18 protein-coding genes, 1 tRNA gene and 3 rRNA genes are annotated in these 22368 nt (G+C 45.6%); 4 read left to right on the top strand and 18 right to left on the bottom strand.

Annotation, left to right across the window (positions count from 1 at the left end; genetic code table 11):
- Positions 1 to 63 precede the first annotated feature (63 nt).
- The 7 genes from YH65_RS00235 to YH65_RS00205 form a co-directional block, all read right to left on the bottom strand.
- Complete coding sequence (locus tag YH65_RS00235; RefSeq protein WP_046550123.1) at positions 64 to 1362, bottom strand: UDP-N-acetylmuramoyl-L-alanyl-D-glutamate--2,6-diaminopimelate ligase; 1299 nt, start codon at positions 1360 to 1362, stop codon at positions 64 to 66.
- Positions 1359 to 1940, bottom strand: a complete 582-nt coding sequence (locus tag YH65_RS00230) for a hypothetical protein (protein ID WP_046550122.1) — start codon at positions 1938 to 1940, stop codon at positions 1359 to 1361. Before YH65_RS00230 ends, YH65_RS00235 begins: the two co-directional genes overlap by 4 nt.
- Position 1941: 1 nt before the next feature.
- The gene (locus YH65_RS00225) at positions 1942 to 2220 is read right to left on the bottom strand and encodes a NifU family protein (protein WP_046550121.1); all 279 of its coding nucleotides are present in this window, start codon (positions 2218 to 2220) and stop codon (positions 1942 to 1944) included.
- A gap of 437 nt (positions 2221 to 2657) precedes the next feature.
- Positions 2658 to 2773: ribosomal RNA gene (gene rrf, locus YH65_RS00220) — 5S ribosomal RNA — on the bottom strand.
- Positions 2774 to 2939: 166 nt separating this feature from the next.
- Positions 2940 to 5818, bottom strand: a 23S ribosomal RNA gene (locus YH65_RS00215).
- A 437-nt stretch (positions 5819 to 6255) separates the two neighbouring features.
- Positions 6256 to 6331, bottom strand: a tRNA-Ala gene (locus tag YH65_RS00210).
- 126 nt (positions 6332 to 6457) lie between these two features.
- Positions 6458 to 7968, bottom strand: a 16S ribosomal RNA gene (locus tag YH65_RS00205).
- The 16S, 23S and 5S rRNA genes sit together here with 1 tRNA gene alongside, the layout of an rRNA operon.
- A 416-nt stretch (positions 7969 to 8384) precedes the next feature.
- On the opposite strand from YH65_RS00205, the gene YH65_RS00200 reads away from it, so the two are divergent.
- The gene (locus YH65_RS00200; RefSeq protein WP_046550120.1) at positions 8385 to 9071 is read left to right on the top strand and encodes a Bax inhibitor-1/YccA family protein; all 687 of its coding nucleotides are present in this window, start codon (positions 8385 to 8387) and stop codon (positions 9069 to 9071) included.
- 43 nt (positions 9072 to 9114) lie between these two features.
- Here YH65_RS00200 and YH65_RS00195 read toward each other — a convergent pair whose 3' ends face one another.
- The gene (locus tag YH65_RS00195) at positions 9115 to 9867 is read right to left on the bottom strand and encodes a methyltransferase domain-containing protein (RefSeq protein ID WP_245609200.1); all 753 of its coding nucleotides are present in this window, start codon (positions 9865 to 9867) and stop codon (positions 9115 to 9117) included.
- An 82-nt stretch (positions 9868 to 9949) separates the two neighbouring features.
- Here YH65_RS00195 and secG point away from each other — a divergent pair, with 82 nt between their 5' ends.
- The 3 genes from secG (at position 9950) to pyrE (ending at position 11613) form a co-directional block, all read left to right on the top strand.
- Positions 9950 to 10300, top strand: coding sequence for a preprotein translocase subunit SecG (secG, locus tag YH65_RS00190; RefSeq protein WP_046550119.1), 351 nt, complete (start codon positions 9950 to 9952; stop codon positions 10298 to 10300).
- 147 nt (positions 10301 to 10447) lie between these two features.
- Complete coding sequence (frr, locus tag YH65_RS00185) at positions 10448 to 11005, top strand: ribosome recycling factor (RefSeq protein ID WP_046550118.1); 558 nt, start codon at positions 10448 to 10450, stop codon at positions 11003 to 11005.
- A gap of 2 nt (positions 11006 to 11007) precedes the next feature.
- Positions 11008 to 11613, top strand: a complete 606-nt coding sequence (gene pyrE / locus YH65_RS00180; RefSeq protein ID WP_046550117.1) for an orotate phosphoribosyltransferase — start codon at positions 11008 to 11010, stop codon at positions 11611 to 11613.
- A gap of 21 nt (positions 11614 to 11634) precedes the next feature.
- Here pyrE and YH65_RS00175 read toward each other — a convergent pair whose 3' ends face one another.
- From YH65_RS00175 to YH65_RS00130, 10 genes are all read right to left on the bottom strand, one after another.
- Positions 11635 to 12144, bottom strand: a complete 510-nt coding sequence (locus tag YH65_RS00175) for a PAS domain-containing protein (RefSeq protein WP_052746027.1) — start codon at positions 12142 to 12144, stop codon at positions 11635 to 11637.
- 87 nt (positions 12145 to 12231) lie between these two features.
- Positions 12232 to 14565 carry an ATP-binding protein gene (locus YH65_RS00170; RefSeq protein ID WP_046550116.1) on the bottom strand — a complete coding sequence of 778 codons (2334 nt, stop codon included), beginning with the start codon at positions 14563 to 14565 and terminating at the stop codon, positions 12232 to 12234.
- Between the two features lie 53 nt (positions 14566 to 14618).
- Positions 14619 to 15230, bottom strand: a complete 612-nt coding sequence (locus YH65_RS00165) for a type II secretion system protein (protein ID WP_046550115.1) — start codon at positions 15228 to 15230, stop codon at positions 14619 to 14621.
- Positions 15223 to 16734: a GspE/PulE family protein gene (locus YH65_RS00160; RefSeq protein ID WP_046550114.1), complete on the bottom strand. Its 1512-nt coding sequence runs from the start codon at positions 16732 to 16734 to the stop codon at positions 15223 to 15225. Before YH65_RS00160 ends, YH65_RS00165 begins: the two co-directional genes overlap by 8 nt.
- A complete protein-coding gene (gspD, locus tag YH65_RS00155) occupies positions 16734 to 18770 on the bottom strand; it encodes a type II secretion system secretin GspD (protein ID WP_046550113.1) in 2037 nt (678 codons plus the stop codon). Before gspD ends, YH65_RS00160 begins: the two co-directional genes overlap by 1 nt.
- Positions 18757 to 19599 (bottom strand): PDZ domain-containing protein, encoded by an 843-nt coding sequence (locus tag YH65_RS00150; RefSeq protein ID WP_046550112.1) that lies wholly within the window; start codon positions 19597 to 19599, stop codon positions 18757 to 18759. Before YH65_RS00150 ends, gspD begins: the two co-directional genes overlap by 14 nt.
- On the bottom strand, positions 19583 to 20098 hold the full coding sequence (locus YH65_RS00145; RefSeq protein ID WP_046550111.1) for a hypothetical protein: 516 nt from the start codon (positions 20096 to 20098) through the stop codon (positions 19583 to 19585). The genes YH65_RS00150 and YH65_RS00145 overlap by 17 nt, the downstream gene beginning before the upstream one ends.
- Entirely contained in the window at positions 20086 to 20487 is a 402-nt protein-coding gene (locus tag YH65_RS00140) for a hypothetical protein (protein ID WP_046550110.1), read from the bottom strand. The genes YH65_RS00145 and YH65_RS00140 overlap by 13 nt, the downstream gene beginning before the upstream one ends.
- Positions 20484 to 21416 (bottom strand): hypothetical protein, encoded by a 933-nt coding sequence (locus tag YH65_RS00135; protein ID WP_046550109.1) that lies wholly within the window; start codon positions 21414 to 21416, stop codon positions 20484 to 20486. The genes YH65_RS00140 and YH65_RS00135 overlap by 4 nt, the downstream gene beginning before the upstream one ends.
- Entirely contained in the window at positions 21394 to 22308 is a 915-nt protein-coding gene (locus tag YH65_RS00130; RefSeq protein ID WP_046550108.1) for a hypothetical protein, read from the bottom strand. The genes YH65_RS00135 and YH65_RS00130 overlap by 23 nt, the downstream gene beginning before the upstream one ends.
- Positions 22309 to 22368 lie beyond the last annotated feature (60 nt).

Below are 22368 nucleotides of genomic sequence, written 5' to 3'. Positions count from 1 at the left end.
TACCATATGCTAATTTTATTGTGAGGTGCGTAATTACGCACCCTACGCGGCAAACCTGAAAAATTACCCTTGTCGTTCAGCAAGCAGTTCCCGAACGACTTCTCTGTCATCGAAATGATGCTTTACCCCTTTGATCTCCTGATAATCCTCATCACCCTTGCCAAGGATCAAAAGTACTTCATTAGGCTCAAGAGCCTCCAGGGCCATTTTTATCGCTAGCCGTCTGTCCGGTGTGGCGGTGACATTCTCTTTACCATGTAGGCCTACCAGAATATCTTCCAATATCATTTCAGGGACTTCATCACGCGGATTATCGGATGTCACATAGATCTTATTGGCGTATCTTCCGGCTGCGGCACCCATGAGAGGACGTTTCTCTTTGTCACGGTTCCCGCCTGCACCAAATACCACCGAAATATCTCTGTCTTTCATGGACTCCAGTACTGCATGGATACCGTCATGTGTATGGGCAAAATCAACAATGACAAGAGGATCACGGCTGACCACTTCCATCCGCCCCGCTACACCAGCGAAGTTCTCAACCACATCACATATCTCCTGAATAGGCCTCTTGGTAAGCAGGTGTACTGAACCGATCGCCGCCATAAGGTTGAAGAGGTTGAAAAGCCCCATCATCGGTGAATGGAAGGTTGCTTCTTCCTGCATATACTTGATCCCCGCTGTAATACCGTGCAGCAGGGAAAATGCCTGCACTTTATAGGTTGCCGGTTCATCGACACCGTAACTGTAAGCATTCTTCGGGTTATAGGTGATATTATTGATATCATCCTTATTGAGCAATTTCATCGTGTCATCAGCAAAGAAAAGACTTTTGACACGTCTGTATTCCTCCACTGTTCCATGATAATCCAAATGGTCACTGGTGACATTCGTATGCACTTTCAGCGCAAAAGTGATCCCTTCTATACGCTTCTGATCAATCGCATGAGAGCTTACTTCCATAATGAAATAGTTACATCCCATATCCATTGTCTGTTTCATGTTGTACAGTGTTTCAAGAATGGACGGCGTTGTCATACTTTTCTCTTCTATACGCTTCTCTTCGGCGAAAAGCCCCCGTGTTCCCTGGAGGGCAGGTTTCTTATCAAGATCAAGTAGAAAAGAGTAGATCGCTGCAGTAACTGTCGTCTTTCCGTTCGTTCCGGTTACACCCACCACTTTCATAGCATCCAGTCCCCAGAAAGCCATTAATTCATCCGGGGTAATGGAAGCAGGTTTACTCTCAAGTTTTTCACAATAGGGTCTATTTTGGGAGGTCAGGAGAAAAAGAGTCTCTTCATCCAACAACATCGTATTATCAGTGAGGTAACTGTACCCTTCTTTGTCAAAGTCAATTTTCACTTTTTCATTCCCTGCACAACATTATAGAGTGCCAGCACTTCCTGGTCATTACCAAAAAGGCTTGCAGTCGCATCAAGGTATCCCAATGCCATTTCATCAAATCCTTCATCAGCAAGCTTAGTCACAAAATCGATGAACTCATCTTTATCCGTGATCACCACTTTTGTAGAGAACATAATATCTTCAAAGGCCTGTCTAAAATTGCCTCTGCTCTCAACCAATCTGAGGAAATCACTATATCTGATACCATCACCATACTCGATCTGTTCTTCTTCTGGTACATCAAGCAATTCGTAAATACTTTCTTTCGTTGTATCCAGAGAGTTGATGAGCGAGTGTATGATCTCTACTGCATTCTTCTTTTCTTCTTTGATCATCTGATAATAATCGAACAGTGCCTGTGCCTCTTCTCCACTCTCGTCTCCGAGATCGCTCAGGTAGGCACCGACTTTTGCTTCATCCAGAGAAGGGTAATCCTTCAGGATCAGACCGTATGATCTCAAAGCTTTTGCATAGTTCCCCTGAAGGAATTCCTTCTCGGCACGTTGTAATAATATTTCTTGACTTACTTTGCTCATTTTATCCTAATTGATCCAGTTTATCTTCCCATCCCTGAGGTACACTCATCACAGTGATCTCGGGATGTATCAATGTCTTCAGCTGTCTTTCTACACCGAACTTGATGGTGGTCCCGGCACTGCCGCAGCCTACACAGGCTCCCTGCAGCTGCACATATACCACACCGTCTTTAATAGCGATCAATTCAATATCACCGCCATCAAGTTTTATGGAAGGCCTTACCTTCTCAATAACATCTTTAACAGCCGGTTCCAACTCTTCATCTGTAAAAGGGATCAATGTTTCTCCTTATATTCTATCGGCCTGCTTTAGCATGCTTCTATTATTATAGTTATTATAACAAAATCATAGTAAAAGGCTTTTGGCCTTACTATCTGCTAAAGTTTATACACTAAAAGTGTTGTTTTGTCAATGTATTTAGAGGGTTTTCACACATTTTCATAAAATATAAGAGCCCGAAATAAAAAACAAGGAATTTACAATGAAGTAAAAGAGGAGGTGGGCTCTTCAAAAGACAGCCAAGGGGAGGATCAAGAGATAAAAACAAGGAAGCTCTACCATATTTCGGACAAGGAGTAAAACAAAAATCTCTTGAAAGGATTGACTACCTTTTCTAAATAGTATGATAGTGCATTAGAGTAAATGAATAGTAAAATTTCTATTGATAGTTGATTAATATTTATGAAACTGAAGAGAAGAAGTCATTGAAAAACTCAAAGTGGCAGCGACCTACATTCCCACAGACGTAGCCTGCAGTATTATCGGCGATGGGAGGCTTGACTTCCAGGTTCGGAATGGAGCTGGGTATGACCCTCCCTCTAGCCCCACCACTAAGAGAAGTAAATACACTGATTTGTGTACTTAATTCTCTTTGCTTATGGAAAGCTTGAGAAGCTTAGTATTGTTAAGAGCCTATCGAATGTTGTTTTTGGTAATTACAACTTTAAGAAATACATCTTGTAAGTTTGCACTTAGCAAGGTAGTACCTATTGAAGAATAAAGTAAATACAAACGATCTATTAGTACTGGTCAGCTAAATGACTTTCATCACTTACACACCCAGCCTATCAACGCAGTAGTCTTCTGCGGATCTTCAGGGATGATTCATCTTGGAGTTGGCTTCCCGCTTAGATGCTTTCAGCGGTTATCACATCCGAACATAGCTACCCAGCGATGCCCTTGGCAGGACAACTGGTACACCAGTGGTTCGTTCACCCCGGTCCTCTCGTACTAGGGGCAACTCTCCTCAATCATCCAACGCCCACGGCAGATAGGGACCGAACTGTCTCACGACGTTCTGAACCCAGCTCGCGTACCGCTTTAAATGGCGAACAGCCATACCCTTGGGACCTGCTTCAGCCCCAGGATGCGATGAGCCGACATCGAGGTGCCAAACCTCCCCGTCGATGTGAGCTCTTGGGGGAGATCAGCCTGTTATCCCCGGCGTACCTTTTATCCTTTGAGCGATGGCCCTTCCACACAGAACCACCGGATCACTATGACCGACTTTCGTCTCTGCTCGACATGTACGTCTCGCAGTTAAGCTGGCTTGTACCATTATACTCTGCTGTCGATTTCCAACCGACATGAGCCAACCTTTGTAAGCCTCCGTTACTTTTTAGGAGGCGACCGCCCCAGTCAAACTACCCACCAGACATTGTCCTCCGCCGGGATAACCGGCGCAAGTTAGCAATCAGAATATATAAGGGTGGTATCTCAAGGATGGCTCCGCTGCAGCTAGCGCCACAGCATCAAAGCCTCCCACCTATCCTGCACAAATATATCCCAATTGCAGTGTCAAGCTATAGTAAAGGTGCACGGGGTCTTTCCGTCTTGCCGCGGGTAGGAGGAATTTTCACCTCCACTACAATTTCACTGGATCCCTGGTTGAGACAGCTCCCATCTCGTTACGCCATTCATGCAGGTCGGTATTTAACCGACAAGGAATTTCGCTACCTTAGGACCGTTATAGTTACGGCCGCCGTTTACTTGGGCTTCGATCAAGAGCTTCGTTCCGAAGAACTAACCCCATCAATTAACCTTCAAGCACCGGGCAGGCGTCACACCTTATACATCCTCTTGCGAGTTAGCAAAGTGCTGTGTTTTTGATAAACAGTCGGGAGGGACTCTTTGTTGCAACCTCTTTGGCTTTCGGACGCGAAGTCCTATACCAAAGGAGGCACACCTTATTCCGAAGTTACGGTGCTAGTTTGCAGAGTTCCTTAACCAGGGTTCTTCCACGCGCCTTAGAATACTCATCTCACCCACCTGTGTCGGTTTACGGTACGGGCAACTATTAATACACTTAGAGGCTTTTCTTGGCACGACGGTATCAACGATTCTGGCTTTACTCCGAAGAGCGCAGCCAGCCTGTCAGGTCTCGAAAACAGCCGGCGGATTTTCCTATCCGGCTTATCTACACCCTTCGAGCCACTATTCCATCAGTGACCTCGTTTAACCCTATGCGTCCCCCCTTCGTACTAAACTAATAGTTGGTATCGGAATATTAACCGATTTGCCATCGCCTACCCCTTTCGGACTCAGCTTAGGACCCGACTAACCCTACATTGACGAGCATCGTGTAGGAACCCTTGGGTTTACGGCGAACGGGATTCTCACCCGTTTTATCGCTACTCATGCCTGCATGCTCACTTCTAGCCGCTCCACCACTCCTTACCGGTATGGCTTCAATGCTGACTAGAACGCTCTCCTACCACTTGAACTATTGTTCAAATCTACAGCTTCGGTGTCTATTTTAGCCCCGTTATATTTTCGGCGCAGAATCGCTAGACCAGTGAGCTGTTACGCTTTCTTTAAAGGATGGCTGCTTCTAAGCCAACCTCCTGGTTGTCTAAGCAACTCCACATCCTTTTCCACTTAAATAGAACTTTGGGACCTTAGCTGGTAGTCTGGGCTGTTTCCCTTTCGACGGTGGATTTTATCACCCATCGCCTGACTGCCATGAATTCACATGAGGTATTCGGAGTTTGACTGGGTTTGGTACCTTGGTATAGGCCCTAGCCCAATCAGTGCTCTACCCCCTCATGTTTCGAACATGACGCTATACCTAAATATATTTCGGAGAGAACCAGCTATCACTAAGTTTGATTGGCCTTTCACCCCTATCCACAGGTCATCGGAGAAGTTTTAAACCTTCACCCGTTCGGTCCTCCACTAGCTCTTACACCAGCTTCAACCTGCCCATGGATAGATCACTTAGTTTCGGGTCTACAGCAACTAACTTGGCGCCCTATTCAGACTCGCTTTCGCTACGGCTTCTCGTTTGATTAACCTTGCTAGTCACCATAACTCGCAGGCTCATTATGCAAAAGGCAGTCCATCACCCTGTATAAAACATAGGGCTCTGAATGATTGTAGGCAGATGGTTTCAGGTTCTATTTCACTCCGCTTGCCGCGGTTCTTTTCACCTTTCCCTCACGGTACTGGTTCACTATCGATCCTGGAGTAGTATTTAGCCTTGGAAGGTGGTCCTCCCATTTTCAGTCAGGGTTACACGTGTCCCGACCTACTCGAATAGTCCATGGTTAGTTTTCGTTTACGGGACTTTCACCCTCTACGGTCAAGCATTCCAGCTTATTCTACTAACACCCCACAGAGTTTAGGGCTAATCCCATTTCGCTCGCCGCTACTTTGGGAATCTCGGTTGATTTCTTTTCCTGCAGGTACTGAGATGTTTCACTTCCCTGCGTTCGCTCTCCTAAGAGTGACATGACTCACGCCATGCCGGGTTGCCCCATTCGGAAACCCGGGGATCAAAGCTTCTTGGCAGCTCCCCCCGGCTTATCGCAGCCTAGTACGTCCTTCATCGCCTCTCCTGGTCTAGGCATCCACCATCTGCCCTTAGATTAATTTGACTTAATTCTAAGGTACTACCTTATTAAATGCAAAATGAACTGTTTGTGTCTTACCACTTTGGTTCGTTTTTGGTTGTTTAATAAGTTTGAAGATTCTTACATCTTCTTTTTTATTGAGTTTCTTGCACATGAAAGATATCATTATCAAAGAATAAATTCTTTTCAAACAATATGTTTATGTTAAATTGTAATTGTTCTGTAAAATTTGACTTGATCTCTTAAATAAATAATCAATCGCGTCTCGTTTTGCAACATTACGTTAGACTCTTAACAATAATAAGTTAAATAACTTTAGGTGTAAAACCTAATATAAATACTCTTGAAATGAATATTTATATTAAGTTTTTTCTTCCACATGATTTCGAGTGGAAAGTGCTTTGGTAGTTTACGAAGCGTACTAAAGTACGTGTGTAAGCTATCAAAGTGCTTTACGCCGAAATGGTGGAGAATAACGGGATCGAACCGATGACCTCCTGCGTGCAAAGCAGGCGCTCTCCCAGCTGAGCTAATTCCCCAAATTAAGTCAAAGATCCCAATGATCTTTATCAACCAAACATAAGCTACTGAACAAACAGTGCAAACAAACCATCGTCTTATCGATTGTGATGATACTCTGTGAGGAAATATCATCTATACTCTTGAAAGGAGGTGATCCAACCGCAGGTTCTCCTACGGTTACCTTGTTACGACTTCACCCCAGTCGCTGATCCCACCGTGGAGGGTAGCCAGTTTAGCTTCCCCGCTTCGGGTGAAATCAACTCCCATGGTGTGACGGGCGGTGAGTACAAGACCCGGGAACGTATTCACCGTAGCATAGCTGATCTACGATTACTAGTGATTCCAGCTTCATGTAGTCGAGTTGCAGACTACAATCCGAACTGAGAACAGGTTTATAGATTTGCTCCACCTCGCGGTATCGCGTCTCATTGTCCTGCCCATTGTAGCACGTGTGTTGCCCTAGCCGTAAGGGCCATGATGACTTGACGTCGTCCTCACCTTCCTCCTCCTTGCGAAGGCAGTCTCACTAGAGTCCTCGGCCGAACCGTTAGTAACTAGTGACGAGGGTTGCGCTCGTTGCGGGACTTAACCCAACATCTCACGACACGAGCTGACGACAGCCGTGCAGCACCTGTTTTCGAGCTCCCGAAGGCACTCCCGTATCTCTACAGGATTCTCTCAATGTCAAGGCTAGGTAAGGTTCTTCGCGTATCTTCGAATTAAACCACATGCTCCACCACTTGTGCGGGTCCCCGTCTATTCCTTTGAGTTTTAATCTTGCGACCGTACTCCCCAGGCGGAATGTTTAATGCGTTAGCTGCATCACCGAAGACACTAGGCCTCCGACGACTAACATTCATCGTTTAGGGCGTGGACTACCAGGGTATCTAATCCTGTTTGCTCCCCACGCTTTCGCGCCTCAGCGTCAGTACTGTTCCAGAAGATCGCCTTCGCTTTTGGTATTCCTAGTTATCTCTACGGATTTTACCCCTACACAACTAATTCCATCTTCCCCTCCCAGACTCTAGCCTAATAGTTTTGGATGCAGTTCTATGGTTGAGCCATAGGCTTTCACATCCAACTTAAAAGGCCGCCTGCGCGCGCTTTACGCCCAGTGATTCCGAGTAACGCTTGCACCCTCCGTATTACCGCGGCTGCTGGCACGGAGTTAGCCGGTGCTTATTCATATGGTACCGTCATTATCTTCCCATATAAAAGGAGTTTACACACCGAAATGCGTCATCCTCCACGCGGCGTTGCTGCATCAGAGTTTCCTCCATTGTGCAATATTCCCCACTGCTGCCTCCCGTAGGAGTCTGGACCGTGTCTCAGTTCCAGTGTGGCTGATCATCCTCTCAGACCAGCTAGGCGTCATTGGCTTGGTAGGCTCTTACCCCACCAACTACCTGATACCATATAATCTTATCCCTTGGCGAAAAAACGTTTCCCAACTATGATTAACATAGAAGGAGTATGAGGTATTAATCACCGTTTCCAGTGGCTATCCCTCTCCAAGGGGCAAATTAACTATACATTACTCACCCGTCCGCCACTTAGCTGACACTCTAGCAAGCTAGAGCCGTTCTCGTTCGACTTGCATGTGTTAAGCACGCCGCCAGCGTTCACTCTGAGCCAGGATCAAACTCTCCATTAAAAATAGAATGGTTTGAACCATTGTCAGAATCACTTAAGTTATTTCTACTTAAGTTAATTCATATCACTTTTTTGTTAAAAAGTGCAAAAATTAAATCTCAAATAGACGTTGATTTGTTTACTTATATTTGGTTGTCAAAGATCACTCAATAACACTCTTTCTAGCAACTCGCTAGCTCTCCATGTGTTGTTGGACGCGTATTATAGCACCGAATCCCTTCCTTGTCAAGGGTTTTTGCGAAATATTTTGAAATTTATCGGTTTTTTTATATAGCTTACATTATTATATATTAGAATCACTCTTTTCAGCAGTTATATTTGGGGTTGACGTAAAAACAAACTGATTAACCTTAGATTAATCTCCTGCGACTATACTTGCAACACATTTATAAATCACATTTAATAAAAGGAAACAATATGGCTTTATATGACAGAGATTATGCCTCCGCACAGGCTGGATATGTACAGGAAGGTGCATCGGTCAGCTTTATGAAGAAGACCTATCAGCTCTTGGCAGCAAGTATGATCGCGGCGGCAGCTGGTGCCTATGTGACAATGCCTTATGCAGAGGCAATCATGCAGTTCAAATGGTTCATCTTTGGAGCGGAACTGCTTGTCCTCTTTTTCGGACTGAGCATGACAAGAAGCAAGCCAGGCCTTAACCTTGCAATGCTCTTCCTCTTCACCTTTCTCACAGGGGTATCTTTGGTGCCACTTTTGGCTTCGCTCATCGGTATGGGTAACGGTGCGGTCATTGGGAATGCATTCCTTATGACATCTGTTCTCTTCGGAGCGCTCAGTCTCTTTGCGATCAACAGCAAGTCCGACTACTCAAGCTGGGGTAAACCATTGTTCATTACACTGATCGTCGTGATCATCGCGTCACTGGTGAACTACTTCCTACTTCAGAGCCCTATGATGCACATTGTTATCACTGCGGGGATCCTGCTTCTGTTCTCACTGTTCACGATCTATGATACGCAGAACATTGCGAACGGCGCATATGATTCGCCGGTCGATGCAGCGGTATCGCTTTACATTGACTTCCTGAATATGTTCGTAACACTTTTACAGCTGCTTGGCATATTCGGGAATGACGACTAGGGTTTCATTCTCTTTCTCTTTGGTGCTGTGAGGACACAGCACCCTACCTCTTTGCTTCCACAAACAAGACTTCAAACTCGAGATAATCCAGCGGATAATTTTTCATCAGCGCTTTTGTCTCTTTGTATCCCAACTTCTTTTCTCCCCCGCTGACACCACTTTTTTTAATGTAACGAAACATCTCATGCACAGAATCGAAATGCAGTTTGTACTGGCGCAGTTCATATTTGGCATCATAATACTTTTCCATCAGCGCTTTGAGCCGTTCCGTACTATGTATCGGGGAATCAATACCTGCACTCTGATGCAGTGTCTTGAATGTATTGGATGTAAAGATGGCGAAATATGCCCGGGGGGCAAGTTGGGAGAGCTTGGAGAAAGTAGCTTCCGGATCTGTGCTCCACTGAAGCGCGGAAGAAGAAAGCAGAAGTGTATCTTCATTTTTCTCCAAAGGATCCAAGGTCTCTAGAGAGTTGAAATCTGCACAGACTTTTTCTACAGACTGTTCATTCGGATGAATATTTAACATTTCCAAAGAGGAGTCCAGTGCAATAAAACGTTCAAAAGAAATATGTTCAGAGAGAAGGTTATGGTAGACTTTACCACTTCCCGCACCGATATCGATGATCGTTCCATAATTCTTTTCAGACAGTTTTGAGACTAGGGTCTTTGCTACTTCAGACTGTATGATATTGTACCGGTCATACGCTTTGGCAAAACGCGAAAACTCTTTGATCGCGCCTGATATCCCTGTCTCTTTTCTCTCCAAAACTGCTCCAATGTTACTATTTATCACTATTTCAATATAGTTTGGGTATAATCGCCGAAATTATACCCAAATTTGATTTGGGCTACTCATAAACAGTAAAGAGGCATCAATGACATCAACACTATTAATCGTACAAATTGTACTGGCGATCGCTATTACGATCGCTATACTTCTACAAAAAAGTTCAAGTATCGGACTGGGTGCATACAGTGGAAGTAACGAATCTGTATTTGGAGCGAAAGGACCAACAGGTTTCCTTGCGAAGCTGACTTTCTCCCTTGCTTTCCTTTTCATCATCAACACATTGGCACTCGGCTATCTTTACACTTCACAGAACAGCGCTTCTGTCGTAGACAAGATCACACCGAAGAACAATGCCGTTGTTCCTGCAGCACCTGCCGCCACAGCACCGGAAAAATCTTCTGCGCCTGCGGCACCGAAAGCAGCAGATACAAAATAGTATCCAGCATGAATAGGTCGAGATAAAGATATCCCGACTTATATCTTCACATATTATTTCTTCACCTCCCCCTCCCTTAAAACACACATTCACCTTCAAAGGTAAAAAAAGGTAAAATTCATTCAAATAATCCTCCAGGAGAGAATCATGGTCAATGAAATTTTTGAACACACCAAAGAACATATGAATAAAAGTCTCGAAGCACTGAAACGTGACTTCGCATCATTGCGAACAGGGAAGGTCACTACCAATATCGTCGACAATATCAAGGTCGATTACTATGGAACACCTACACCGCTGAACCAGGTGGGAAGTGTCATCGCTACGGATGCAACAACTATCAGCATCACACCATGGGAAAAGAACCTCCTCAGTGACATTGAAAGAGCCATTCAGGAAGCAAATATCGGTGTGAACCCGAATAACGACGGTGACTTCATCAAACTTTTCTTCCCGCCAATGACAAGCGAACAGAGACAGGAGATCGTCAAGCAGGCAAAGGCCATGGCGGAAAATGCCAGAGTGGCTATTAGAAACATTCGTAAAGATGCGAACAACAAGATCAAAAAACTTGAAAAGGACAAAGAGATCTCCGAGGATGAGTCCAAAAGAGCACATGATGAGATCCAGAAGATCACAGATGACCACATTGGTATGGTCGATGAGCTCTTCAAAGCAAAAGAAGCAGATATCCTAAAGGTATAGTGATGAATGTCGAACAGGTATACAAAGATGCCAATGCTCTTCTGGAAGGGCACTTTCTTCTTGCCAGCGGTAACCATTCCAGCCGTTATCTTCAGAGTGCGAAGGTACTGGAATATCCTCAAAAAGCATCACTACTCACTGATGCACTTGCAAAAATGATTCGAGAGAACGGGATCGAAGTCGATACGGTCTGTGCTCCCGCTCTGGGCGGAGTGATCGCCGGCTATGAACTGGCACGCTCTCTGGGTGTCCGTTCCATCTTCGTTGAGAAGAAAGAGGGCGGGATGGAACTCCGGCGCGGATTTGAGGTATCCCCGGGTGAAAAGATCATCATCTGCGAAGATATCATCACCACAGGCGGTTCTGCACTCAAGGCAGCAGAAGCCATTGAAGCACTGGGTGCCAAAGTGGTCGCTTTCGCTTCCCTTGCGAACAGAGGGTTCTGTAAACGTGTCGGCGGGAAAAACGAAGCCAAAAGTGAATGTAAGCTTCCCAAAGATGTACCGTTTTTCGCTCTGGAGGATTTTACTTTTGAAATGTACGCTCCCGAAGAGTGCCCTATGTGCAAAGAAGGAAGCACTGCTATTAAACCGGGCAGTAAAGGGTAATATGTTTTCTGTCTGCACTTCTTAGAAAGCGCAGGCACTTTCTCCAAGATAGACTTCACCGCAGAATTGGCCTTTCACGGTCTCTTCTCCCGCAGCCCTCATCATTTCATACTCTTTTTTTACCTCTCCAAGCTTGGAAGTATCCATCTCTCTTCGTGTTGCCATATAACCAATTATCTTACCCATCTCGTTAATCTTCGGCTGTATGAGAAGCTCTGTCCAGTAGGAAATCCCCTTTTTATTTACATTCTGCACCAAGCCGCTCCAGGTCTTGCCTTCATCAGTCAGCCTGCAGGCATCCTTGAAAATGCCTGCAGGCATATCGGGATGTAAATGCATACAGTGGGGCGAACCAATCATCTCTTCTTTGCTGTAGCCACTTGTTTCCACAAATCTTCTGTTGGCATAGGTAATGATCCTGTCGCTGTCCGTTTCCAAAACGAGCGCTTTCCCAGTATAGATATACTCTTCATTTTGAGGCTCTTCCCTCTCTATTGCTTCTCCTGTTTTACTGTTTATATATACTGACACCGGTCATTCCTTATTTATTATTGACTATATCCATTGATTAATTTTGATTATATACAAAATTTTGTTAAATTTCTCTTTATTCTAAATTTACGATACTCTCCAAACAACAGCACATCTCTCTACATCAATATCCGTTCGTCTCGGTTTGATCTTAAATGTTTCAACTTCACAGTTGCCTATATCATATTTTTCACTGAGCTTCTCGATCTTCTCTTCAAGCTCATCATTGAGCGTATCGATATCATCCTGAACTTTAGCAACTCTCTCTTCTGCACGGCTCATCTCTCCACGCTCTTTGAGTATACGCCCTCCCTTGCTGATGGTGCGCCCTATTTTGGTCGGGCTTGTCTTCCCAAAGAGTGCACCCAGTACAGCAATACCCATATCAATCATCGATGAAGTAGAGTCAGAGGACTCCTTAGCCACCCTCTCCTGTGCACGGAGCAGTCTCTCTTGCAGTACTTTTTCTTTGGAGGCATAGCGTGTCTTTAGTTTTTCAATCTCCTCCTCTTTTTTCTGCTGTAGCAGATCCTGTACCCTGACAATAAAGTCCGAGCGCGATTCTCCAGGTCTGGATTCGAGCTTCGGTGATCTGCAGCGATAAAGATCCAGCCCCTCTTCCTGATAGAGGTACGCTTTCAGCTCCCGAATGGCATACTTAAGCCCTTTGTCCTCAAGTATCATTTTCGGCAGGTCATAATACTGTGCATTTTTGGGTGCGATATGCGGCAGACGCGTAAAATCCACTTCTTCTTCTCTGGCCTCTTCCCAGGAAATCTGCTGCTGTTTGGCATCGAGCTCCAGACTAAGCATACACTCCCTCTCTTCGTCAATACCTCTACTCTGGTTGAAAAAGTGTACTTTGGCTTTTGCAGCAAGGGTAGGAATAAAAATATTCTGCCCGGAGGGGTCCGGCTCATAATACTGAGGTATGGAAGCATTTACGTTTTGAAAAGAGCCCAGAGTATCATTCTTTCTTCCCAGCCTCTCAAAGCTCTGTTTTTGAATCTCCTGCCCGGCTTTCTGTCTTTCCATCAATGCAGCAATCTCATCTCTCTTGAGCGGTCCTTTGAGATAGCTCAGCACCCATCGTGTTGTGAAGAGGCGAATGTCGTCAAGATGCGCACTTTTAAGGAAAAAAGTCCTTTTTTTCAGGTTCGCCAGCAATGTTTTGATCTCACCTTTCTCAAAACGCGAACCGATCTTCCCTCCCAGTCCGTCTATGACACGTTCAATATCCTGCGTGGTCTGCAGCCTGCCAATGAACCAGGTTCCGATATTGGAGAGTCCTTTATAATCAAGGTCAACAGGGTTCTGTGTACTGAGTACCACGCCCACACCAAAGGCACGTGCCTGTTTGAGCATCAGTAGCATGGGCTCCTTGCTTGGCGGGTTCTTGGTCGGAGGAAAGTAACCGAATATCTCATCCATGTAAAGGAGTGTTTTTAGTGTTGAAGTCCCACTCTGTCTGCGCATCCAGGCAATGTATTTGTTCAGGAACAGTGTTACGAAGAACATACGCTCATCATCGTTAAGATGTGCAATGGAGAATATGGCAATCTTTGCTTTACCGTTCTCATCATACAGCAGTTTCTGGATATCGAGATCATCCCCCTGCAGCCAGAGAGAGAAACTGGGACTTGCCAGAAGCGCATTGAACTTGGTTGCCAGTTTGAAACGTGTCTCCTGCGGGTAGTAATCATCAAGCAGCAGAACACCGATCTTTTTAAATGGAGGCTTAAGTATCCTGCCGATGATAGTCTCGATACCCAGGTCCTCTTTGCTTAACCAGGCCTGTGTAATGATCTGTGTCAGAAGGATATACTCTTTGGAGTCAAGCGGATCGGCAGTGATTCCGATGAGGGAGAGCAGTGAAGTCGTAGTACTCTTGAGGTAGGCAGTGAAGCTATCACTCTCCTCCATGATCTGGGCAGGCGGGGCCTCAAGGGATGACATAATATTGATGGCTACACCGGCCGAGGAACCGGGGGTATAGATGGTCTTCGGTACAGCATGAAATCTTTCGACACGCGAGACATCCTGCCCAAAACTCTGAATTCCCTCTTTCCACATCGTTGCGATCTTCTGTGCATATTCGGCAGGGTCCGCTTCCTTGGAAAGTGCTTCATCCCTTACCCAGGGTTCAAAGGTTTTGACAGAAAAGGAGGGGTCGCTCAGACAGAGGTCTCCCATATCCCCTTTGGGATCTATGATGATCGAAGGGATATTGTCAATAGCCGCTTCTTCAATGATACCCACACCCAGTCCCGTTTTACCGGAACCGGTCATACCGATGATCGCGGCATGTGTCGTGAAGTTCTTGTTCTTCAGAAGCGTCAGTGCCTCAACAGGCTCCATCGTCTCTTTGTCAACATCTTTTCCCAGGTAGAACAGTCCCAGTTTCTCATAGATCTCTTTCATGCATCATCCTCTTGTGTGATATGAGGATTATTGTAACAGATTTACTTAAAAAATTATATCGGCGGTGGAGTCTTACCGGGAGACTTTGTTCCGTTGGTTTCCTGATTTCCGGGTGGACGCTTTTTCTTAACCGCTTTCTTGGCGGCCATTTTCTTTTTTTTCTGAGGCTTTGTGACACCCTGCACCATAAAAGAGATAGGCTCTTTTTTTGCCTGTTGGATCAGTACAAGCACTTTGTCCATACTGTGATAGACATCGAAAACTTCAAGGTCTTTCATGACTAGGTCAGCTTCCACCCTATCATCCACCCGTAGAGGCAAAAGATAGCCGTTACCCTCCACCCTGAGAAGCGCATGGTCCTTTTTCATCACGATCCAGCATACTTTGGCACTGGGCAGTTCATAGAGCGAATTACGGGTCTGCTCTATACACAACCTGCTGAAGTCATCTTTTTTAATGCTCAGGTTTCCATCCGAACTCAAAATATCAAGATAAAGTATTTCCGTAGCTTTGCTGATCTTTTTGGCCTTCTCCACATAGTCGAAAAGATGCTTGTTGGAGTCTTTGAGGAGTTCAACACTCTGGTAGAGTGCAGGAAGTATAAGCCCAAGAAGCGCAATGGAGATAAGTACCTCCAAAAGGGTAAAGGCGCTTCTTCTACCCATCCATGAGTCCGACACGGATCGCTTCTTCATAACTGGTCTCACCGGCAAGCAGCATCTCTTTGAGCTTGTCTGAAATGGTCTTCATACCGTTCTGCTTCATCACTTCACGCACCTGATGGTCATTGAAGCCGTCCTTCATCATCTCTTTGACCGTGTCGTCAATGATAAAGAGTTCTCCGATCGCCTGCCTGCCTTTGTAACCGGTAAAGTCACACTCTTTGCAGCCTACGGCCCTGAAATAGAGTTTATCCGCAGGAACATCGATCTCTTCGGCTATGGCAGGAGGCAGCAGCGCTTCTTCCTTGCAGTGGACACAAAGCTTTCGTGTCAGCCTCTGTGCCAGCACACCGAGGAGTGTTGCCGAGATCAGGAAATTCTCTATCCCCATATCCATCAGACGGCTCAGAGAAGAGGTAGAGTCGTTCGTATGCAGTGTAGAAAGAAGCAGGTGTCCCGTCAGTGCCGAACGCAGTGCAATATCTGCCGTTTCCGAATCACGGATCTCTCCTACCATGATGATGTCGGGGTCCTGTCTCAGAATTGAACGCAGGCCTGCTGCAAAGGTCAGCCCTACTTTGGTGTTGACCTGTATCTGGCTGATATTGTTTGCATTGTACTCTACCGGGTCTTCTACGGTAATAATATTCTTATCCGGGGTGGAAATATGCTGTAAACATGCATGAAGCGTTGTCGATTTACCCGAACCCGTAGGACCGGTCACCAGTATCATTCCATGGGCATGATTGAGCAGTTTATAGAGATTTTTTGTCACTTCTTCCTGAAAGCCCAGAGATTCAAGCGTCGGAATATGTTCACTTTGTGCCAAAATACGCATTACGACCCGTTCACCATAATAGGTAGGGAGAATGGAGACCCTGACGTCAAGTGTTTTTCCCGAAATAGAAATCTGTGTACGCCCATCCTGTGGGACACGTTTCTCGGAGATATCAAGACTTGAGATAACTTTGATACGGTTGATCACCAGCCCTATAATGCTTTTGTCCAGGTCCAAATGCTTTTTAAGCGCTCCGTCAATACGCAGACGTACGTCTCCTTTTCTCTCACCGCTCTCTATGTGGATATCACTCGCACCCTTCTTGATGGCCTGAAAGAAAAGCGAGTTAACCAGCTTAATGATGGGAGCGGACTCTTCACTTGAAAGAAGATCCTGGGAATTTCGGATGAAATCGAGAAGATCGCTCTCCGCCTCGATGAGCTCTTCGGAAGTCGTGGACATCTCTTCGAAGTCCGAACCGGTCTGGATCTCGAGAAATTTATTTTTGAGACGGACAAAACTCTCGGTATCTACCATAATAACCGGATAGTCGACTGGCAGCTTGGCAAGGTAGTTCAGGGCATCGGCCACTGTCTCCTGCTGAACTACGCAACTGTCAACACCTTCGATTGTACTGAAAAGCAAAGAGTGCTTCAGTGCAAGCTTGTGGTTGATGCACTCTTCCCATAACGGCTCAAGATTGACATCCTGCAGTTTAGGGAATTGCATCAGAACTCCTCCTCGGCCTGGTTGAGAATATAAAGGTTACTGACATGCCCACTGTTTGAATGGCTTGAAGCAGATACTTCAGGAATCTGCCGAGGTTCTGCTGCAAATGTTTTTGTACTGTCGCTGCGCTGCTTACCTTTGTTTTTTTCCAATGCCGATTCTACCAGCCTGTTGTAGCGTATCTGCACCTCTTCAAGCTCTGAGAGCATCTCCTTGAGCTTTTGTAAATCACCGCTTTTTCTCACAATGTAAGGTGTCAGGTAGATCACAACATTCTGCTCCCGCTCAACATTATTTGTATGGGTAAAAAGTGCTTCTCCAAGTATGGGGATATCTCCAAGAAAAGGTACTTTACTGATGCTTTTACCTCCCGTCCTTTTAATAAGCCCTCCAAGAATGATCATTTCTCCGTTTTTGACTATGGCATTGGTCTTGACTGTTCTTTTTGTTGTGGTAGGTCTGTCTGCCGCCTGCTCTGAAGAAGGGTCAATATCTTCAAGTATTGTTTCTACTTCCAGTGTTACCTGGTTGTTGCTGGAGAGTCTCGGTTTGACTTTGAGCGTCAGTCCAATATCTTCACGTGAATAATTATTGATAACATTGGAAACTGCCGTAGTGGACTGCTGTGCCTGAGTGAGGATGGACCTTGTCTGTCCTACATAGATCTCAGCTTCTTTATTGTTCGTACAGAGTATCGAGGGTTCACTTAAAAGACGTGCCGCTCCATTTTTTTCCAAAAGATCAAGCGCTGCACCCAAAGCGAAAGCCTTATCCGTTGAATCAAATTTGAAGGCAGGATTGTTTTCCTGTATTACATTTCCGTTGGCATCTGTATAGGTTGTTGTATTGTTTGTGTTCAGGAACCCCAAAAGTGACGGAGACATCTGCAATGCGCCGGCACCCATATTTCCCGCAAGCGTGAAGAGCCCTGAAGAGGTAATCGTCCCTCCATTCATTCCGTATTTCATACCGATCTGCTCAGCCATATCCTTGTTGATCTCCACGATCTTTGCCTTGACATAGACCTGTACTTTGGGAATATCGATCTTGCGTACCGTTTCACGAATATTACGCATCTGCTCTCCCGTAGCAAGGACAATGAGGGCATTTCGTTCAACATCAGAGACCACCATCGCCTTGCTAGGTGGCTTGCCTCCCTTTTGGGGCTTTTTCATTGACATATTGTTCATCTGGGAGATCAACTTACTCATGATCTTCTCCATCTCCTCGACGTTGGAGTTCTTCAGGCGGAGCACATACATCTTCTGCATCTGGTCATCTCCCTTACGGTCAAGCTGCTTGATGTACTTGATCATACGCCGGTTATTGTCTTCTTTTCCTACAAGAATGAGAGAGTTGGTCGCCTCATCCTTGAAGATGTCCACCTTCTCGCTCTCGATGGTCTGGGGGAAGATCTTTTTAGCCATATTCTGAGCATTGGAAAATACCTCTTTGACGCTGGCATTCTTCAACTTAATGACCACGGAACGTTTGATGCCTCTTTTCTCAATCGCTTTGATGATCTTCGAGATCGACTGCAGTGTTCGGGGAGTAGAAGTAATGGCAAGGACATTGTTCTCCTTAAAGGAGATCACCTTATCGTTCTTGTGCAGTAAAGGTTTTATCTTGGCGCGGATGACTGCCGCATTGGAGTTCTTCAGGGGGAACATGACTGTTTTCATCGTCTCCCCTTCTATGGAAGAACTCACATCGAGCCCCTCACCGGCCGCAGTGGAACCCTTGACTACTTTGTAGAAGTCTCCCTGATCGATCAGTGTCAGCCCTTTACTGCCCAGAATGGAGTTCGCCAAAGGGATCAGCGAGGACTTTTTGATCGGCTTGGTCGTTACAAAATTGATCTTGCCCTTCAGATCGGTATCGATAAGGATATTCTTGTGTGTGATCTTCGAAACCATTTCAATGAAATCCTTGACCGAAAGATCACGGAAGTTGACATTGACCGTCTCCTCGTCTGACGCCTGCAGAGCAATCGTAAAGACCAGCAGCATTCCCAAAAGTATTTTAGTTAATTTCATATTCCAACTCCATTTCTTCTTTTCCTCGCTGAATGACCAGCGTAAGGTTTTCGGCATCACCGATATTTTTATAGACATTGAATGCGGCATTGTAGCTGCTTATCTCCTGTCCGTTGATAGATTTGATGATATCTCCGCGCCGTACCCCAAGCTTGGCAAAAGGTGAGCCTCGTCTCACAAAGGTGATCTTGAAGCCTTTAAGGGTATTGCCTTTTTTGACCTCCGTAATACCGATGTTCTTGTAGATGTCATCCATATTTTTTGCGTAGTGCTCTAACAGAGATTTGTCGACGATCTTGTGGTCACCCGCATCGACGATCTCACCCTGGGGGGCATTCCCGCTGCTGCTCTGTCTGGGAGTAGCCGGTTTATATGTCGGCCTTATGCTTCCCGAGCCGGAACCCTTTTTGCCTTTAGTCAGGTCGATCCTGTAATTTTTACCGTTCTTGCTGAACATAGCATAGGTACTTCCCGCTCCTTCAAGCGTAAAGCCATTGATCCTTTCCCCTCGTTCAAGCACTTTTGTCTTCCGCTTGTACATAACCGTGACCACAGTAGCATCGGGAGCATTGTAGACAGCAAGAAGCTTGATATCTTTGATATTTCCCACCGGTATTTTCTTTACCACCTTTTTGGGAGCGGGTGCTTTGTTAGAAGAGAGTCCAACCCTGTAGTATAGGGGTTTAATCCCTGCCTCTTCAGCCTGATTGACCCCTGCAGTCGGAAGGAACTTCATCTCCACCGCCAGCCACATCAGTTTGACTATAAGTACTGCGACAAGAAGTTTGAGCAGCCATTGCATTGTCTGGGGTTTAAAAAGACGTTTCATAATACCATCCCTTCTCTCCCTTTCTAAGCTGACGCTTCCATATACCGGTACCATTAATCTCCATGAAATCAAGATGGACCTTTCGCTGTATCAGGTCTACATCACCCGAAAAATCTCCAAAAGCACCCTTACCGGCAACCTCCATATGTCCGGGCTTCCAGATGGCGTGGGAGAGTCTGGCTTCATCCAGTCTGGTAGGCAGTATACTTTTTAGGGAATCATCCACTACAATCTCCTCCAGCGTCACACTGCTGTAAAAGAACAGAGAGAAGAAGCTGGCATGTTTGATATGGATCAGGTCTATCCCCTTGACATAAACGATGGCATCATCGATATTCAGCGTGAAAAGGCCTTCATTAAGTCTGCCTTCATTCACCTTAATTCCCTGCATTGCAAGCTCCTGTTCGACCTTGTAATAGAGATTTCGCTTGGGCATGAAGAGGACAAAGGCGAACCAGATGACAAAGAGGATCATCCCTGTTTTTTTTACCACTTGCATTTGCACTCCACATTATAGTTTTCACCCGACCTGGCAATATCCAGTTCTGTAATCTGTACAGCAAGGCTCGTCATCTTTGTCATCAGCCTGTTCAGCTCTTTGGCACTGAGATCTTTGTATCTGGCGGTCAATTTCTTGCCTTTTTTGCTCCAAGTCACTTTTGGCTGAGGTACGATGCTTTTCAGTTTGTCGGTCTTTTTGGAGAGTCCCTTGTCACCCCATATTCTTTTCAGTGCGATGATCTCCTTGAATTCTCTTATTTCCTGCTGCATCGCAAAGAGCTGTTCCGCCTGTGAAGAGATCTGGGTATTTTTATAGAAAAAAGCTATCAGCATTACAAAGAGAGAAATGCCCACGATCAGTTCATATCTGTATATTCTCAGGTTCATACCTTCCCCTCAACAGTCACGATATTACTGCCTTTGGTACTTGTTACGTTGAGACGGGACTTTTTAGCCATCTCTTTTACCTTGTTGGCCACCTTGTCGTCCACGCAGGAGAAGAGCGCTTTAAACCGCTTCTCGTCCATGTGGTAGGAGGTCAGCGTCACACCCTTGAAGATCATGGAGGAAAGCATTTTAACTGTCTCTCTCTTTTTGCGTTCCTTACTATCGATCGTTCTGTATTTGAGAGCAATACTCTCTCTTTGCATTTGACTCTGCAGTGCCGGGTAGGATTCGAGAAGCTCCTGCATCTCCTGCTTCTGGGATTCAAGACTGCGGCTGTACTGCCATCCCTCTATGAAGAAGACCACTGCAAAGATAGAGAAGACGACCGTCAGAACAATCGCCTCTTTTTTACCGATCAACGAAGTATGGGCACCCTCTAGTGTTACACCGGACGATGGAGTGAAACTCATATCGAACTGAGTGGTTTGCAAATCTGCGGCAAGTATCCCTTTGGGGACAAGCGTAACCGTTCCATCAATCGTCATCAGGGCCTCTTTATCGCTCAGGATCACAGGTTTCTCAAGGGCTTCTGCAGCTTGTTGTGCGAAAAAAACCTTGGAGAGATGCTCAGCAGAGATGCCTTTGGAAAGAAGAAATTCCCTGATCTCTTCGGGATCATAGGCGATGAACACCCAGTTTTCCTTCTCTTTGAAAACAAAATACTCGTAGCTTCCCTTCTCGTCCAGCAATCCATCGAAAAGCGAAGGTGCGATCTTTCTGGCCTGGTAGAGATACTTGACGGGTAACGCCTCTTTTCTCATCGTGTAGAACTGCGGCGTGAGCATGACATTTACGCTGTGGTCGAGAGAGAGAGGTTTCATCCCCCTGTGTACCAGTAACATCTCTTTATTGCTTCCCGTTAAATTCAAAATCTTTCACCTCTCCCTCACTGTCTATGAACGTAAATGCGAAGCGCCCGTCCTCATAAGCATACTGTACGCTGCACTTTGCCTCTTCAACAAACTTCTGTGCATAGAGTTTGTCGTTATACTCCTCGCCCATATTGGAGACAAAATCCTTCAGATTCATGCCACCTTCGACCCATTCGTCTTTTACGCTTTCAAGATCGATATCGAACAATATCGCAATAAGCTCAGCAGACAAATAGTTCCCATCCACCAGCTCACCACTGTCACCAAATACAAAATATTTCTCCCAAGGGACCAGTGCAACTTTCCGGTCATCCGTTTCAAACTGATACTGCTGCAGAATATGTCTAAACTGTTTAGACGATATAATACCATTTTTTTGCAAAAGTCTGTTGTTTTCTTTGGCAATGAAGGACTTTTTACCCTGCATCTCTTCGAGCAACATTTCCTCAAGCCTGCCCGCATCTTCAAGGTCATAGTCTTGGACAATATTCTCAAAGAGCTTTCGGGCCGCGTCATAATGCACCCTCATCTTCGGATCATCCTCTTTACCCAGCCAGTTAATATTAATACCATTCGCTCTGGGACGGCACTGCAGCTGTACATCAAACCTGCCGTCCGGGGATCGCAGCGGTACAGGCATCTGATAGAGGGTGGTGTAGAGCACTTTCTTCTCTTTGAAATCCCCAATGATCTTCCTGATATCCATATAGTAGAGATCAGCCTGGACCAGGGCCTTGGTGGCTGCAGCATCTTTCCTTACCGTGTCAAAGTAGGAGAGAAGTACCCCTGTCAGTGCGATGAGTACTGCCAGTACCGAGAGGGTGATGAGCAGAGCAAAGCCTTTCCTCTCTGCTGTGTTGCTGGTACTGTGATACTTGGGTTTATCCATCTAAAAGCTCTATTAAAGTAAAATTATCAGATATTATACCAAAGCAAACTAAGGAAAGAT

This window comes from Sulfurovum lithotrophicum, from assembly GCF_000987835.1.
GTDB classification, from domain to species: Bacteria; Campylobacterota; Campylobacteria; order Campylobacterales; family Sulfurovaceae; genus Sulfurovum; species Sulfurovum lithotrophicum.
This window is presented reverse-complemented; position numbering and strand designations above follow the sequence as displayed.

Excerpts from the sequence above, each read along its gene's own strand:
- YH65_RS00160 (WP_046550114.1), bottom strand. The coding sequence starts at position 16,734 with ATGCAATTCCCTAAACTGCAGGATGTCAATCTTGAGCCGTTATGGGAA.
- YH65_RS00140 (WP_046550110.1), bottom strand. The coding sequence starts at position 20,487 with ATGAACCTGAGAATATACAGATATGAACTGATCGTGGGCATTTCTCTC.
- YH65_RS00130 (WP_046550108.1), bottom strand. The coding sequence starts at position 22,308 with ATGGATAAACCCAAGTATCACAGTACCAGCAACACAGCAGAGAGGAAA.
- YH65_RS00230 (WP_046550122.1), bottom strand. The coding sequence starts at position 1,940 with ATGAGCAAAGTAAGTCAAGAAATATTATTACAACGTGCCGAGAAGGAA.
- pyrE (WP_046550117.1), top strand. The coding sequence starts at position 11,008 with ATGAATGTCGAACAGGTATACAAAGATGCCAATGCTCTTCTGGAAGGG.
- YH65_RS00200 (WP_046550120.1), top strand. The coding sequence starts at position 8,385 with ATGGCTTTATATGACAGAGATTATGCCTCCGCACAGGCTGGATATGTA.
- secG (WP_046550119.1), top strand. The coding sequence starts at position 9,950 with ATGACATCAACACTATTAATCGTACAAATTGTACTGGCGATCGCTATT.
- YH65_RS00170 (WP_046550116.1), bottom strand. The coding sequence starts at position 14,565 with ATGAAAGAGATCTATGAGAAACTGGGACTGTTCTACCTGGGAAAAGAT.
- YH65_RS00145 (WP_046550111.1), bottom strand. The coding sequence starts at position 20,098 with ATGCAAGTGGTAAAAAAAACAGGGATGATCCTCTTTGTCATCTGGTTC.
- YH65_RS00165 (WP_046550115.1), bottom strand. The coding sequence starts at position 15,230 with ATGGGTAGAAGAAGCGCCTTTACCCTTTTGGAGGTACTTATCTCCATT.
- frr (WP_046550118.1), top strand. The coding sequence starts at position 10,448 with ATGGTCAATGAAATTTTTGAACACACCAAAGAACATATGAATAAAAGT.
- YH65_RS00150 (WP_046550112.1), bottom strand. The coding sequence starts at position 19,599 with ATGAAACGTCTTTTTAAACCCCAGACAATGCAATGGCTGCTCAAACTT.
- gspD (WP_046550113.1), bottom strand. The coding sequence starts at position 18,770 with ATGAAATTAACTAAAATACTTTTGGGAATGCTGCTGGTCTTTACGATT.